A 14523-nucleotide genomic window follows, 5' to 3' on the forward strand; every position below is an offset into this window, starting at 1 on the left:
AACAAAATAATTTAAATGAACTTTTGTAATTAAATTTATTTTTTTAATAAACAACTATTTTTGTCTAAAAAACGACTTATGATTAGAATACAGATAGCCATAAGTTGGTAACGTCTAAAGCTGACGAGTGTGCTAGTTTATTAGGATTAAACACGCCCTAATATTGAATGATAATCATTTAATATTAGGGCGTGTTTTTTTATATGTACGTTATATTTTAAATGACTGTAGAAACACTCTGTACTTTATAAGGAATTAGTTTTTAATTTATCGAATAAATAGAAAATTGTTCATTAGTATGTCTATTATATTTTTTTGTAGAAATTAGTGATAAAAGATTACGCTACATTTACATTCTGTATGCTTGCAAATACATCCGCTTTAACGAATACTAAATATTCTTTTAAGCTAAGGAGCAAGCTATGAATAAAATATTTAAAAAAGTTTGGAATAAGTCACTGGGATGCGTAGTCGTCGTATCTGAGAACGCGAAAAGTGCTGGCAAGACTAATTGCACTACTGGCAGTATTAGCCAAACGACTAGTCCATCTATTCATACATCCAACAATTCAACTAATTATCAAATACTTACCTTAAAGGCTTTAGTGCTTAGTATGGCGGCTATTAGCGCTACTGTCTGGGCAGATACTGGTTTCAATAATACAGACCCTAGTTTCAATGATTTAGATAAAAACAGTAGTGATGTGGACTTGGATGAAAACTCAATTCCTTTGTTCGGTACTGAAGTCGGTTTTGACAATGATGCATGGGGTAGATTTAGTAGTGCTGTAGGTAGTAGTAATACGGCATCAGGTGATGAAAGCAATGCTGTAGGTGGTAGCAATAAAGCATGGGGTTATGACAGCAGTGCAATAGGTAGTAATAATACAGCAACGACTTATGGGACCGTTGCACTAGGTAGTGGCAATACAGCATCAGGGGAATATAGCAATGCGGTGGGTAATTATAATAAAGCAGAGGGCTTTTGGAGCAGTGCGATGGGTCGTGCTAATCGTACATCAGCTGACTATAGCAGTGCAGTGGGTAACGAGAATACTGCTTCAGGTGAAAATAGTAGTGCGGTGGGTTATACAAATGAATCATCAGGACTTAATAGTAGTGCATTAGGTAATAGTAATAGAGCAGTAGGTGAAGAAAACAGCACTGCAGTGGGTTATAACAATACTGCAAGTGGTATGTTCAATAGCAGTGCAATAGGTTTCAGTAACGAAGCACAAGAGGAAAATAGCAGTGCAGTAGGCTATAGCAATCGTGCAGCAGGTTATTTTAGCAGTGCCGTAGGTAGTAACAACAATGCATCAGGTGATTGGAGCAGTGCCGTAGGTCATAACAATGATGCAACAGGTCCCATGAGTAGTGCTATAGGTGATAGCAATACAGCAACGACTTATGGGACCGTTGCACTAGGTAGTGGCAATACAGCATCGGAGGAATATAGCAGTGCAGTGGGTAATGGTAATAGCGCAGAGGGCGGTTGGAGCAATGCGCTAGGTCGTGCTAATCGTACATCTGGTTTTTATAGCAGTGCAGTGGGTAACGAGAATACTGCTTCAGGTGAAAATAGTAGTGCCGTAGGTTATACAAATGAATCATCAGGACTTAATAGTAGTGCGGTAGGTTCTCAAAATACCGCATCGGGTGAAAACACTAATGCAGTAGGTCTTAATAATACTGCAAGCGGTCCATTAAGTAATGCCTTAGGTAATGGTAATACTGCATCGGGTAATAGCAGTAGTGCGATGGGTTTCAGTAATAAAGCATCATTTACAAATAGTAGTGCAGTGGGTAATAACAATACCGCATCAGGTAGGTTTAGCAGTGCGCTGGGGTATAACAATACCGCATCGAATAGATACAGCAGTGCAGTGGGTGCTAATAATGAGGCATCGGAGGAACGTAGCAGTGCGGTGGGTGTCAATAATAAAGCATTAGGCACTGAGAGCAATGCGCTAGGTTTTCTTAATAGTGCACAGGGGGATAGTAGCAGTGCAGTAGGTGCTTTTAATGAAGCATCGGATTATGGAAGTAGTGCGATAGGTTTCAATAATGAAGCATCGGATGACTTTGGCAATGCAATAGGAGCTGCTAATAAGGCATCAGCACGTAATAGCAGTGCGATAGGTGTTAGTAATACAGCACTGGGTATCGATAGCAGTGCGCTGGGTCGCGCCAATACGGCATCGGGTATTATTAGCAGTGCAGTAGGTGTTTCCAATGAAGCTTCAGGTACTGCTAGTAGTGCTATAGGTCGTGCTAATACCGCATCAGGTGGAAATAGTAGTGCGCTAGGCTATTTGAATAAAGCACTGGGTGTTGATAGCAGCGCAGTAGGTCGCTCCAATGCTGCGTCAGGTAATGGAAGTAGTGCGCTGGGTTTTGCTAACGTAGCGCTGGGTACTAATAGTAGTGCGCTGGGTTCTGAAAATAGAGCAGGGGGCACTAATAGCAGTGCGATGGGCCGTAGTAATACTGCATCCGGTAACTTTAGCACCGCAATGGGACGTAGTAATACGGCATCAAGCGGCTACAGCAGTGCAGTAGGCTTCAATAATATTGCCTCAGGTGGAAGTAGTAGTGCAGTAGGTCGTTCCAATACTGTATCAGGTAATGAAAGTAGTGCGGTAGGTTATAGAAATGTCGCATCGGGTAGTTTTAGTAATGTGTTTGGAAGCAACAGCCAAGCCACAGCAGCACGTGCGACCGCTATTGGTCATGACTCTCTTGCAAATGAGACGAATACCATTTCAGTGGGTCGTGCAGGTGCAGAAAAACGCATTACCAACGTTGCTGATCCACTAAATGCGTATGATGCCGTGAATAAACGTTATGTTGATGACCAGATATTGGTTATACAACAGACCTTTACAGCAGTGCGTGCGCAGCCTAAATTCATTGAAGATGATAGCGATATGGCTGTAGCAACATTTGCTATTGGCAATAACGCAAGAATGATGTCTGTCAGTCTTAATGATGTAGATGCCAATGATTTAGCAGTACAAGGTCAAGGCGAGCAATCTATTGCCATTGGTGATGGTGCAGAAGCCAGCGGTGTACAAGCAATTAGTATAGGTACAGGTAATAAGGTGACTGGAAATCATTCTGGTGCGATTGGTGATCCAAGTGTCGTCAGTGGCAATAACAGTTACAGTGTTGGTAACGACAATAATGTGTCTGGCGATAATACTTTTGTGCTAGGCAACAATGTCAATACTTCAGCTCAAAATGTGGTGGTATTGGGTAATGACTCTAGCTCTGATCGTGACAATACGGTGTCGGTTGGTTCTGCTACTAGCCAACGTCAAATCATCAATGTCGCTGCTGGTACCGCTGATACTGATGCCGTAAATGTGAGTCAACTACAAGCTGAAAAAACGAACGCTATCGAAACGGCCAATGCATATACCGATACTGGTATAGCGACTTTGAATAATACATTCCAAAGTTATGAATACGAAAATGACAGACGTTTTCGGGAGGTTGATGAGCGTTTTGATCGTCAAGGAGCTATGAGTGCCGCGATGTTAAATATGGCCACGAGTACATCAGGACTATCAGGTAAAAATCGTATTGGCGTAGGCGCAGGTTTTCAGGGGTCTGAGCAAGCAGTTTCAGTCGGCTATCAACGTGTCATCCATCCCAATGCTAGCGTTAGTGTTGGTGGCGCTTTTACCAAAGACGAAACCTCTGGTGGTGTAGGTTTGGGTTATAGCTGGTAAGGATTAATTAGGCACAAACAAGGGATATTTATTTATCCCTTGTTTTTTTATAAACATTAACTGCCATCACAGTTTAATATAAAACAGTCTGTATCATGAAGTTATTGCTACATAGACTTCATTTAACATAATATACATTATGCGAAAACAAACCAATGGTCTTAAGAGCTGAGCGCATAATGTTTTATCTAGTACTATTTGCAAATCTTGCCATTCATTTCTATAAAAATTTATTCAATACTTAAAATTCTACATTATTTATATCAGTATTTAATATCGATACCAGCTAACGACAGTTTTTAAGTAAATGTTCTCGTAAAGATGTGCCGTCCTCATCTAAGATTACATCTGCCACTTGGCAAGCCGCTTTATTATCGATGCTATCACACGACAACTCATAATAAACATCATTGCCTTGCGCTAAGCTGACTTGAACCAATCCTGTTGTGGTCACTGAAAACTTCTTATCTTGTGCATAGTCAGGATCTTGGGAACTCCACAACACGTCATAACCAATATGACAGGACACTTGCTCTTTATCAAAGTAATCTTGCTCAAGCTGCATTGCTTCTTGTAGCTCTTGACTGCCATATTGTTGCAGCACAACCGGATAATCTTGACCTTGATTATTCACATCCTGCTGGTACATCTTGGCAATAGTATTAACTTTCATGGCAAAAACCATCTGTAACGGCTCTGTTAGATTAGCGACAGCCGTCATAGCAGAAAACCCTATTATTAACATTATTATAGAAAATATCGTTTTTTGCATGGTGTCCTCCATGAACTATGACATTTTAAGTGTTAAATTCATTAAAACACATATAAACTATCATTTGACTGCATAATTGTTTAGTATTTATATTGGTTTAATTCCACTCTAATTCCATTTTTATTCAAGCAGTAAGCTACGATAAGGATATTGTTATGATGCCGTCATCTTGTTTGCATATCTCTCAGTCTTATCTTTATAAACTATCAATCGCTGCATGTTTTACTTCAATACTGATTGCCACTGGTTGCCAATCTTCTGCCGAGTCCAGCACGACCGCTTCCAATCAACCAAATGGCAACTCATCGACACCAGTTGTCTCAGATATCAGTCAACAAACCCTTAGGCAGCAAGCGTTACGTATACAACGTGCACTCGCTAATAATGATTTTGCAAGAATCACCAATGATATCCATCCAACACGTGGCATTCGCTTCTCAATGTACGCCTATGTGCGTCCTGAAGCTGATAAAGTCTTTAGTCGTGAGCAATATGCAAAGTATCTACAGCAGTCCAAAATTCGCTTCACTTGGGGCGAACTTGACGGTACTGGTGACCTATTGGTGACTCCATTACCAGAATATTTAAATACTTGGGTTGCGGCGCAAGAATATAATAATAGCGCCATCAGTATCAATGAATTCCGCCAAACAGGTGGTATGATTAATAACTTAAGAGATGTCTATCAAAACTCAGATGTGGTTGAGTTCTATTATAAAGGGTCAGATGTATACGATGGCATGGACTGGCGCATCATGCGTTTAGTGTTTGATGACTATCAAGGCAAGCGCTATCTGGTGGCCATTATTAATGATAGATGGACAGTTTAAATAGAACCTAAGCATATGATTTATTAGGAAATTTTATTAAAGAGGGCAATAATGCATCGTATGTGATGCACTGCCCTTTTTTTATCAAAAAAAGAGTTTAGCTGTAACTATCTTTTCATTTCTTTTAAAATATAAAGTTTTTTAACATACGCGAAAACTCTCAACTAAAGTTACAAAATTTTTTAATGAAGAAAAATGTATAAATTTATACATTTTTCTGATATTTTGTAAATAGATTGTAATTTAATTTTACCATCAAATTTTATAGTAATCTTCTTGTAACATTTTTTGTTTTTTGGACAGAATATCTCTCTAAAGATATCTAATATATTCCTCTATCAGATATAAATTTCAAGCTATAAATAACATGAGATGCAACTAATATCCTAAAACTTAAACTATCAAAAAGGGAGTGAACTTCCAGTTTTTACTAAAAGTGTTAAATAATTGTACCGTTAATCTTACGAACGTTGTATTTAGAAATGCAACTTCAGTTGCTTAGAAATAATTATTAGAAGTTATTTAAAAATACAGGTATGTGATGAGAAATAACTAACAAGGATGTTAATATTATGAGATTTATTATAGTAATGTTGGTTTTGGCGCTTTTGTCTAGTTGCTCAATACTTGGAAAAATTACAACAAATAGTGAAAAAGGCAAGTATTTTTGGTGCAATGATAGATACCTTCATGAGTTAGCTCCTCCTTTTGGTAAGGAACATCTTAAAGTAGCTGAAAGAGGTTATATATATGCATTGGCTAGTTCATTAGTACTTCAGGGTCAGGAGGGTCAAGATAAAATATCACAAGAAAGCAAAAGCCATTTTTTTCAAATACCCTCTTATTTAGAAGTATATCACTGGCCTAAGTCAGACAAATCTGGTTTTGGCGTTGGGACATTTAAGCTATATGAAACATCTGAAAAAACAAAGCTTAAAGAAATAATAATTGCATTCACTGGCTCAAATCAGAAACGTGACTGGGTATTTACAAACTTACTTTTTAGTAAAAAACAGTACAAATTAGCAGAAGAATATGTACTAAAAATAGCGGAAGCAAATCCAAATACTAGAATCGTCGTTGCAGGTTATTCACTCGGTGCAGGACTAGCAGTTCATGTTACTAAAAACGATTCAACAAAAGATAAAATAGCTGAGGCTTGGGCCTTGAATCCAAGCCCAAAAACTTATGCACATGGAAAACCAGACAATAAAATATGGTTGGCATCAACTGATAATGAAGTATTAAAAATAGTAAGAAGCCCGTTTTTTAATAAATGGCCTGGAGTGGATAATATTGGTGCACCTGAAAATCAAACTGCTGAAGAATACAATCTGATAAGATCAATGGGTATTTACTCACATTACAGATGGGTTCTTACACGCAATATGCTTTGGGTTGCTGACCTATCTATATATAACCGCACAAAAGCTGATATGACTGAACCACTAAAGATAATTAAAAACTCAAGTTTTAAATCTTGCCAACAATATATTAATTAGGAATGAGTGAGAGTTGGTCGACAGAACTTAGCTCACTGTACCTTCCTCAAACCTATTATCTTCCTTCAATTCGGCGTCTGGCGAAAGAACTTCACCATAATGTCATAGATATCAGGATAAGCGTCAACGAGTTTTTGCGGAGTCTCAAAAAACACCTCACTAAGTACCGCAAAAAATTCCGCTGGATTAGTCGCACCATAACGATCGAGTCCTGACTTGCGATGGGTTTGAAAGTCTTCAAAATCACGGCTCATAATCTTTGTCCACCGCTCGGGATCCATATCAGGTTGTAGTGGTGGAAAGCCATTGGCGCGACCATTGAGCATATCGAGCTTATGCACGAACTCGTGAATGACAACATTGTGACCATCACGCTCGCCTGAGTGCTTGGCATCTTTCCATGACAGTATCACAGGCCCGCGCTGCCAGGCCTCACCACTACGATGTTGAGTTCCCTCATGAACGATGCCGTACTCATCCACGGTAGTAGTTTCGCTTTTATACGAACCAGGATAGATGATGACTGACGACCAGCCAGTGTACCATTCAAGGCCTAAGTTTAAGATAGGTAGACAAGCTTGCAAGGCAATAGATTTCCTAACAGCATCGGTAATCTCAAAGCCTTGAGCGCCGTTAATAGATTTGTCGTCCAAAAACAATGTCGCCAGCTCAAACAAACGAGACATCTCATCCTTGTTTAGCCTATCAAGTATGACAATACGCTCGGCAGCTTGCATCCAATCCGCATCAGTAAATTCACTGTTGTCCAATATATGCTGCTCGCGCCAGTCTTTTATCATGCTAAACATATTGGCTTTCCTTAATATTTCCAGTAATGAAACTACTATTTCTAGTCATGGTATAAGTTAATGGCTAAATGACATTAATGACTTAAACACTATCTATCGCGTCAATCGAAACTGTTATTAGTGATAAGAGCTAAGTTACCCTCACCGTTCTTTTCCATATAGTGCTGACCATAACGAATAAACTCAATATAATTATTAGATAAAGGTTGGATATTGCTCTTATCTAACTCTTCTTTATAATCCGCTATCGAGCCTTGTATCCATTCCCCTTCATTGGTACTGCTAAATGCATATGCTGAACTACACATTACTACCGTATTGCACTTGATTGTATTGGCTTCATTTTTAAGTTCTTTCAGAGAGTTAATGACATAGGCCTGAATACGTTTGGGTTTAATCGGCTCGTAGCTCGGATCAATGAAAAGTATCTCAAGTTTTAGATGCGCCATCATATAGCTTACTATCAGTAGCTCAAAGCTATGTATGCACTACAGTGAATATTGCTAAACTTAATCTTATATTGTTATACTCAAATCGTTCATATTTATTAATGTTACTGTACAAGAATTAAAAATATTAATATAGCTCTTTCATTGCCATAAATGTGAATGTATTCCTAGGGAGAGGTTCAATGACACTAACGATCGATCTGAATTCAGATATGGGAGAAGGGTTTGGTGCTTGGTCGGTTGGCGACGGGGTCGATCCCGATATTATGCCATTTATCAGCTCCGCCAATATTGCAGCAGGCTTTCATGCTGGAGACCCTTCCATCATGATTGAGACGTTGCGTTTGGCATCGCGCCATGGAGTATGCATTGGTGTACATCCAGGATTTCGTGATTTGGTAGGATTCGGACGCCGCCATATTTCGGCGCCCGCCGATGAACTGGTGAATGACGCTCTGTACCAACTGGGTGCTCTGCGTGAACTTGCTCACCTTGAAGGCCTCAAGATGCATCATTTCAAACTGCATGGCGCGTTATTCATGCATGCAGCACGAGATAAGGAGTTTGCCGAAAAGCTAACATCTGCTCTGGCAATTGTCGCTCCTGACTTATATATTTATTGCCTAGCCGACTCAGCCATTGATAATGCGGCAAAAAGCGTTGGGTTACAGAGAATTCATGAGTTTTACGCGGATCGTGATTACGACGATGAAGGAAACATTGTATTCGTGCGCAAGGTCAATCGCCTTGATCCTGAGATGGTGGCAAAAAAAGTGTTACTTGCCTGCCAAGACAACGAGGTAGAGGCGGTTAGCGGCAAACTAATAAAGGTTAAATTCGACTCTATATGTATTCACAGCGATACTCCGGGTGCCCTTTCGTTGATTAAGGCTGTACGAATAGCTCTTGATAACGCCGGTATCAAGGTAGCGGCTCCTTAACTCAACTATTATTTCAGTTGAGCGCTTGAACGAGTGCAATAAGTGCAATAAGTGCAATAAAAACAACGATAATTTCAAGGAAGATAATTATGAGAAATTTTGAAATTGAAGAATTGACTATTACTGATATGCAGACGCATCTCAAAAATGGATCGCTAACTGTACGTGGTTTGGTTGAAGCGTACCTTGAACGAATCGAAACAATTGATAGATCTGGTCCTACTCTAAATTCTATCATTACTATTAATCCAATCGCGCTGGATGAAGCCGATCGCCTTGACTCACATTTCGCAAAGACAGGCGAATTTGTTGGTGCATTACACGGCGTGCCGGTGCTAGTAAAAGATCAGATAGAAACCAAGGATATGATGACTACCTTTGGTTCGATAGCTCAGGACGGCTATCACCCGAAGGACGACGCAACCGTTATCAAAAAGCTGAAAGCAGCAGGCGCCATTATCCTTGCCAAGACAGTATTGCCAGATTTTGCAACATCATGGTTCGGATTCTGCTCAAAACAGGGTGAAACCAAGAATCCATATGTTTTGTCACATGATCCAGGTGGCTCCAGTAGTGGCACAGCTTCTGGGATCGCTGCGAACCTAGGGCTGGTCGGAGTAGGCGAAGATACCGGTGGATCTATACGCTTGCCAGCCAGTTTTACAAATCTTGTTGGTGTCCGTGTCACACCAGGCCTGATAAGTCGTGACGGCACATCACCCCTTGTGGTGTTTCAGGATACAGCAGGACCGATGGCGCGTACTGTTACGGATGCTGCACTCCTTCTAGATGCGATGGTGGGCTATGATCCAGCCGATGAATATACTACCGCAGCGAGTATTGCCAATCATCAAGGCAGCTACGCGGATGCGATGGATATTAACAGTCTCAAAAATGCGCGTCTGGGAGTTGTGCGCAACGCTTATGGACCAAACGATAATACTGAATCGGCAGAAGTTAATCAGATTATTGACTCAGCACTTGAACAAGCAAAGAGCGCTGGCGCTGTACTAATTGATGTTGAAATTCCAGATATGATGGAACACATTACTGAAACCTCCTTGTATGGTTCACACTCGCGGCATGACATTAATGAATTTTTAGCCTCACGTGAAAACATGCCAACCAAAAGCCTTGAAGAAATCAAAGAAAACGGTACGTTCCACCCAGTGCTGGATCTTTTGATTGATATCTTTGAAGGACCGGTAAATCCAGAAGATGAGCCTGACTATTTTCGAAAGCTTGCCGCTCGTGATAAGTTCCAGCGCTTAGTTGCTGGAATCGTTGCGAAAAACAACTTGGATGCGTTAGTGTTTCCCTGCATTCAAATTCTTCCGCCATCAAAACAGGATATCCGTGACGGCAAGCATCAAGTACTAACGTTCCCAACCAATACTTTGATTGCTTCGCAGACTTGGATGCCATCGATTTGCCTACCTGCTGGATTCAGTGAAAATGGCTTACCCGTGGGTATGGAGCTGGTTGTTTTGCCATATCACGAGCCAGATTTGTTCCGACTAGGTTACGCATTTGAACAGGCCAATAATGTGCGTCGTACCCCTAAATACTTATGATTTTTTTAATTTCGAGATTCGCCTTAACGGCTAAAATTATAGGCGTTAAGGCGATAAAAATAGATACCTTTGGTGCGTGCCAGCACTTCCGCTAATGTATCACTGTTGACACCTGTATTGATAACACCCCAACCGTTGAACTCGCTAAGTATCACTGTATAAGCAGTCTCGGGATATAAAAACTAAGTTTTACTTTGCTAAGCTTCATTTCTTAACCCTCTAGCGACAACATATTCATAATAAGCTTAATCAACGTCTCTTTTTGATTGGGGTCAGATTCAGCGACCAGTAACGTTAATGCCGCAAGACCAGTATTATTAATGACCATGTCACCCTTGTCATTGAGCAATCGATTATTACGATGCAAAAAATCCACGAACAAAAAAGCACCGCTGCGTTTATTGCCATCGGTAAATGGATGGTTCTTGACCATAAAATACAATAAGTGCGCCGCTTTACTCTCTATAGTCGGATAAGCAGGCTCGCCGAATACGGTTTGCTGTAAATTACCTAGCACACTATCCAGACCGTCACCGCGAGGCTTGGCAAATAGCTCAGTCGCCTCTCCCCTTGCTATAAGCTGTGACTTTAGATTGTTCAAATTTGCCATAGCGTCATCGGTACTAGGCAGTACCCCGCCATCCTGCCCTGCTGGATCATCGAGCAACCCTTCATCATAGCGTTGTAGCCATAAAAATGTCTGCGTATAACGGCTGATAATCTCAATCAAGCCGCGCCCTTCATCAGTATTTAGGTCAGGGCTTTTTGCTGTTTTTTCAATCAAGCGCAAAGCTTGTTGTAATTCGCTTGAGTTTTTATCAAGTCGTTGTTGATTAAGAGTGTAACCTTGTACTAAATATTCGCGTAAGCGCTGGGTTGCCCAAATGCGAAACTGGGTGCCGCGCTGTGACTTTACCCGATAGCCAACTGAGATAATAACGTCAAGATTGTAGTGCTCAACCTGATAAGTTTTACCATCTGCAGCAGTTGTCGCAAATTTTGCGACAACTGCTTCTTTATCCAACTCCCTTTCTTTAAATACATTATTAATATGCTTACCTAATGTTTTTATATCACGATCAAAAAGCGATGATAGCTGCTGTCGATTAAGCCATACACTTTCATTTTCAAGATGCACTTGGATTTCAGCTTGTCCATCCGAACTCTCATATATCTCTATGGTTGAGGTGTTGGTATTCATAGTATCGATAATGTTCATTCTATTCCTTCTTTAATCTTCAATTACTATACGTATTGAACTTTTGTGCACTAATGTAGATAGCATAACTGTAATGTATAACACTAGATTTATTTTAAAAATCAGCTCTATATTTGTGTCTTATCGTAGCTGTAGCTCTGGCAACCTTAAAATATCAAACACTTATTGTGCATTGGCTTATAGACACGGTATAGTGAATATAAGACACAGGCTATATATTGGACGTATTGCCACACTAGTCTGCCTATCATAGCCAGTTTACTTATCATAACAATAACTTTACCAAGGATGCGTGAGGTATTTATGAATAAAGAAGCGACTCAGTCCCAAGCCCAAAACCAATCTCAAAACCAAAACGACGGAAATGCTGAAAACCAAAATCAGACGCAAGCATCAACAGCTAGCAAACCTGCTACCAAGCCCAGTTCTGCAAACGCTACAAAAGATGTAGCAACGAAGTCTAAAGAAAAGCCAAAATGCTTCGATGAATTAAAGAGCAGTAAAGACCAGTACCGTCCGGTAGCACAGGCAGTTGGTGACTGGTTAGATGATATCAGTATTGATGGTCTCAATCATTTAAATGAGCAAGCAGAAAATATCTTTTACCGAAAAGGCGTTACTTTCACCGTCTATAGCGATGCCAAAAACATCGAACGGATGATCCCATTTGATATTATCCCACGCATCATTGCTGCAAGTGAGTGGCAACAGATTGAAGCTGGTTGTAAGCAGCGTATTACCGCTTTAAATGCTTTTTTGCACGACATTTATCACGATCAAGCCATCATGAAAGAAGGCATCGTCCCTGACGCTTATGTCTATGCTAGCGGTTGTTATGAGCCATGGATGATGGGTATTGAACTAGATAAACCTATCTACTCACACATCAGTGGTATTGACCTTATACGTGATGAGAGCGGCCGATTTTGCGTATTGGAGGACAACCTACGCACGCCCTCTGGTGTCTCTTATATGCTTGAGAGCCGCAATATATCAGAGACACTGCTGTCCGATTTGTTTGCGCATACTCCGATTTTAGGTGTTAGCGATTACCCGCAACGCCTAAAAGCCTGTCTTGCCAGCTCAACGAGCAAATACGACCCACAAATTGTCATATTGACGCCTGGGCGCTTTAATAGTGCTTATTATGAGCATGCATTTTTGGCACATGAGATGAATGTGCCCTTAGTACATGGTTATGATTTGGTGGTTGAGGATAGCAAAGTCTATATGCAAGGCATTCGCGGTAAAGTACAAGTTGATATCATTTATCGCCGTATCGACGACCCTTATATCGACCCATTAGCATTTCGCTCAGACTCTATCTTAGGCGTGTCAGGGCTAATGAGTGCCTACCGCGCAGGCAATGTGGTGGTCGTCAATGCCCCAGGCACTGGCGTCGCTGATGACAAGAGCTTATACCCGTTCGTACCCGATATGATTGAGTTTTACCTAGGCGAGAAGCCTCTCTTGCCTAATATCGAAACCTTTCAATGCCGCAAACCTGATGAATTAGAATATGTGCTGAGCAACTTAGACAAACTGGTCGTCAAAGAAACACAAGGTTCTGGTGGTTACGGGATGCTTATTGGACCGACCTCCACCAAGCAAGAAATTAGCGACTATCGTAAGCGTCTGCTTGACAACCCAGCAGGATTTATAGCTCAGCCGACTATCTCACTGTCTACCAACCCTACCGCTGTAAGCGATGGTATCGCACCGCGTCATATCGATTTACGCCCCTTTATCCTTAGTCATGGTGACGGCTCTGTGGACATCGTCCCCGGCGGCTTAACCCGCGTGGCAATGGTTGAAGGCTCATTAGTCGTCAACTCATCTCAAGGCGGCGGCATTAAGGATACATGGGTCATTGACGATAGCAATTTGAAACCGTCAGCTAAGCACGAGGCCAATCAAACGATTAAAGGCGATAGCCAAGCTAATGCTTATCATGCCAATTATCATAATCCTGCGCAGCCGCTCGAAGCCGGATATGAGAGCTTCGATGATGCGCCTATGATATTGCTACTGTCTACCGCCAATCATCTGATCTGGCTCGGTAGATATAGCGAACGGCTCTATTGTTACGATAATATTATGAAGCATCTGATCAAAGGCGATCTTAAAAAGTCACAACTAAAGCATTTAATTACTTGCCTAGGCTTTGAAGCTGATCCTGATGATTCATCAAAAGCTATCACTGCGCAAATGCTACGGGACTTGGCACAAAATAAAATTCCTAATGTGGTTCAGTCTATCGAGACCAATGTACAAGAGGCCAAAGGTGTCATCGGTGAAGATGCTGCTGAGCTGTATAACTTAATCAAACGTCTATCAGGTGCAGGCACTTATCGAGCGGCCACATTGCAGCTACATGCCTGCAACGCGGCTATGGCACAAGAGCATCCAACCGTGACTTGTTTTTGGCAATTGGGACGCTTATTTGAGCGGCTCGAACGAGCAGTATTGTTAGACGAAGATGCGACAGAAATCAGTCTTGAATTTAAATATTGGATCAGTGAGTTACCAGAGAACACACGCTGGCGTGAGCTTACGCGTTTGACCAATCAGATGATTAAATCAAAGCAACTGTGCGACTTTAAGCTCATCAGCCGAGAGTTCAGTATTATCCTTCAGCAAGGGGTCTGATACGGCAAGCTTTTGCTTAATCACTATTATTTGCTCAATCA

At 41.0% G+C, this 14523-nt stretch carries 10 protein-coding genes; 6 read left to right on the forward strand and 4 right to left on the reverse strand.

All coding sequences use genetic code 11. From position 1 onward, the window contains the following. The first annotated feature begins 422 nt into the window (after positions 1 to 422). Entirely contained in the window at positions 423 to 3737 is a 3315-nt protein-coding gene (locus ACTQ9S_RS00915) for an ESPR-type extended signal peptide-containing protein (protein ID WP_440453314.1), read from the forward strand. A gap of 286 nt (positions 3738 to 4023) precedes the next feature. Here ACTQ9S_RS00915 and ACTQ9S_RS00920 read toward each other — a convergent pair whose 3' ends face one another. Then, positions 4024 to 4458 carry a hypothetical protein gene (locus ACTQ9S_RS00920; RefSeq protein WP_227514033.1) on the reverse strand — a complete coding sequence of 145 codons (435 nt, stop codon included), beginning with the start codon at positions 4456 to 4458 and terminating at the stop codon, positions 4024 to 4026. 206 nt (positions 4459 to 4664) lie between these two features. Between ACTQ9S_RS00920 and ACTQ9S_RS00925 the strand changes: the two genes are divergently transcribed. Both ACTQ9S_RS00925 and ACTQ9S_RS00930 read left to right on the forward strand, forming a co-directional pair. After that, a complete protein-coding gene (locus ACTQ9S_RS00925) occupies positions 4665 to 5339 on the forward strand; it encodes a hypothetical protein (protein WP_068035873.1) in 675 nt (224 codons plus the stop codon). A 572-nt stretch (positions 5340 to 5911) separates the two neighbouring features. Continuing rightward, on the forward strand, positions 5912 to 6841 hold the full coding sequence (locus tag ACTQ9S_RS00930) for a hypothetical protein (protein WP_440453316.1): 930 nt from the start codon (positions 5912 to 5914) through the stop codon (positions 6839 to 6841). A 65-nt stretch (positions 6842 to 6906) separates the two neighbouring features. Here the strand turns inward: ACTQ9S_RS00930 and ACTQ9S_RS00935 are convergent, their stop codons facing one another. Both ACTQ9S_RS00935 and ACTQ9S_RS00940 read right to left on the reverse strand, forming a co-directional pair. Further along, complete coding sequence (locus ACTQ9S_RS00935) at positions 6907 to 7650, reverse strand: zinc-dependent peptidase (protein ID WP_440453317.1); 744 nt, start codon at positions 7648 to 7650, stop codon at positions 6907 to 6909. 101 nt (positions 7651 to 7751) lie between these two features. Continuing rightward, on the reverse strand, positions 7752 to 8102 hold the full coding sequence (locus ACTQ9S_RS00940) for a hypothetical protein (protein ID WP_440453319.1): 351 nt from the start codon (positions 8100 to 8102) through the stop codon (positions 7752 to 7754). Positions 8103 to 8281: 179 nt separating this feature from the next. On the opposite strand from ACTQ9S_RS00940, the gene ACTQ9S_RS00945 reads away from it, so the two are divergent. Next, positions 8282 to 9040 (forward strand): 5-oxoprolinase subunit PxpA, encoded by a 759-nt coding sequence (locus ACTQ9S_RS00945; RefSeq protein WP_068035880.1) that lies wholly within the window; start codon positions 8282 to 8284, stop codon positions 9038 to 9040. 89 nt (positions 9041 to 9129) lie between these two features. Then, positions 9130 to 10614, forward strand: coding sequence for an amidase (locus ACTQ9S_RS00950; RefSeq protein WP_440453321.1), 1485 nt, complete (start codon positions 9130 to 9132; stop codon positions 10612 to 10614). Positions 10615 to 10825: 211 nt separating this feature from the next. Here the strand turns inward: ACTQ9S_RS00950 and rhuM are convergent, their stop codons facing one another. After that, positions 10826 to 11833 (reverse strand): RhuM family protein, encoded by a 1008-nt coding sequence (gene rhuM, locus ACTQ9S_RS00955; protein ID WP_264753618.1) that lies wholly within the window; start codon positions 11831 to 11833, stop codon positions 10826 to 10828. Positions 11834 to 12136: 303 nt separating this feature from the next. Between rhuM and ACTQ9S_RS00960 the strand changes: the two genes are divergently transcribed. Further along, positions 12137 to 14482 (forward strand): circularly permuted type 2 ATP-grasp protein, encoded by a 2346-nt coding sequence (locus tag ACTQ9S_RS00960; protein WP_440453322.1) that lies wholly within the window; start codon positions 12137 to 12139, stop codon positions 14480 to 14482. The last annotated feature ends 41 nt before the right edge of the window (positions 14483 to 14523 follow it).

The sequence above is a fragment of the Psychrobacter sp. ASPA161_9 genome (assembly GCF_051970275.1).
In the GTDB taxonomy this organism is placed as follows: domain Bacteria; phylum Pseudomonadota; class Gammaproteobacteria; order Pseudomonadales; family Moraxellaceae; genus Psychrobacter.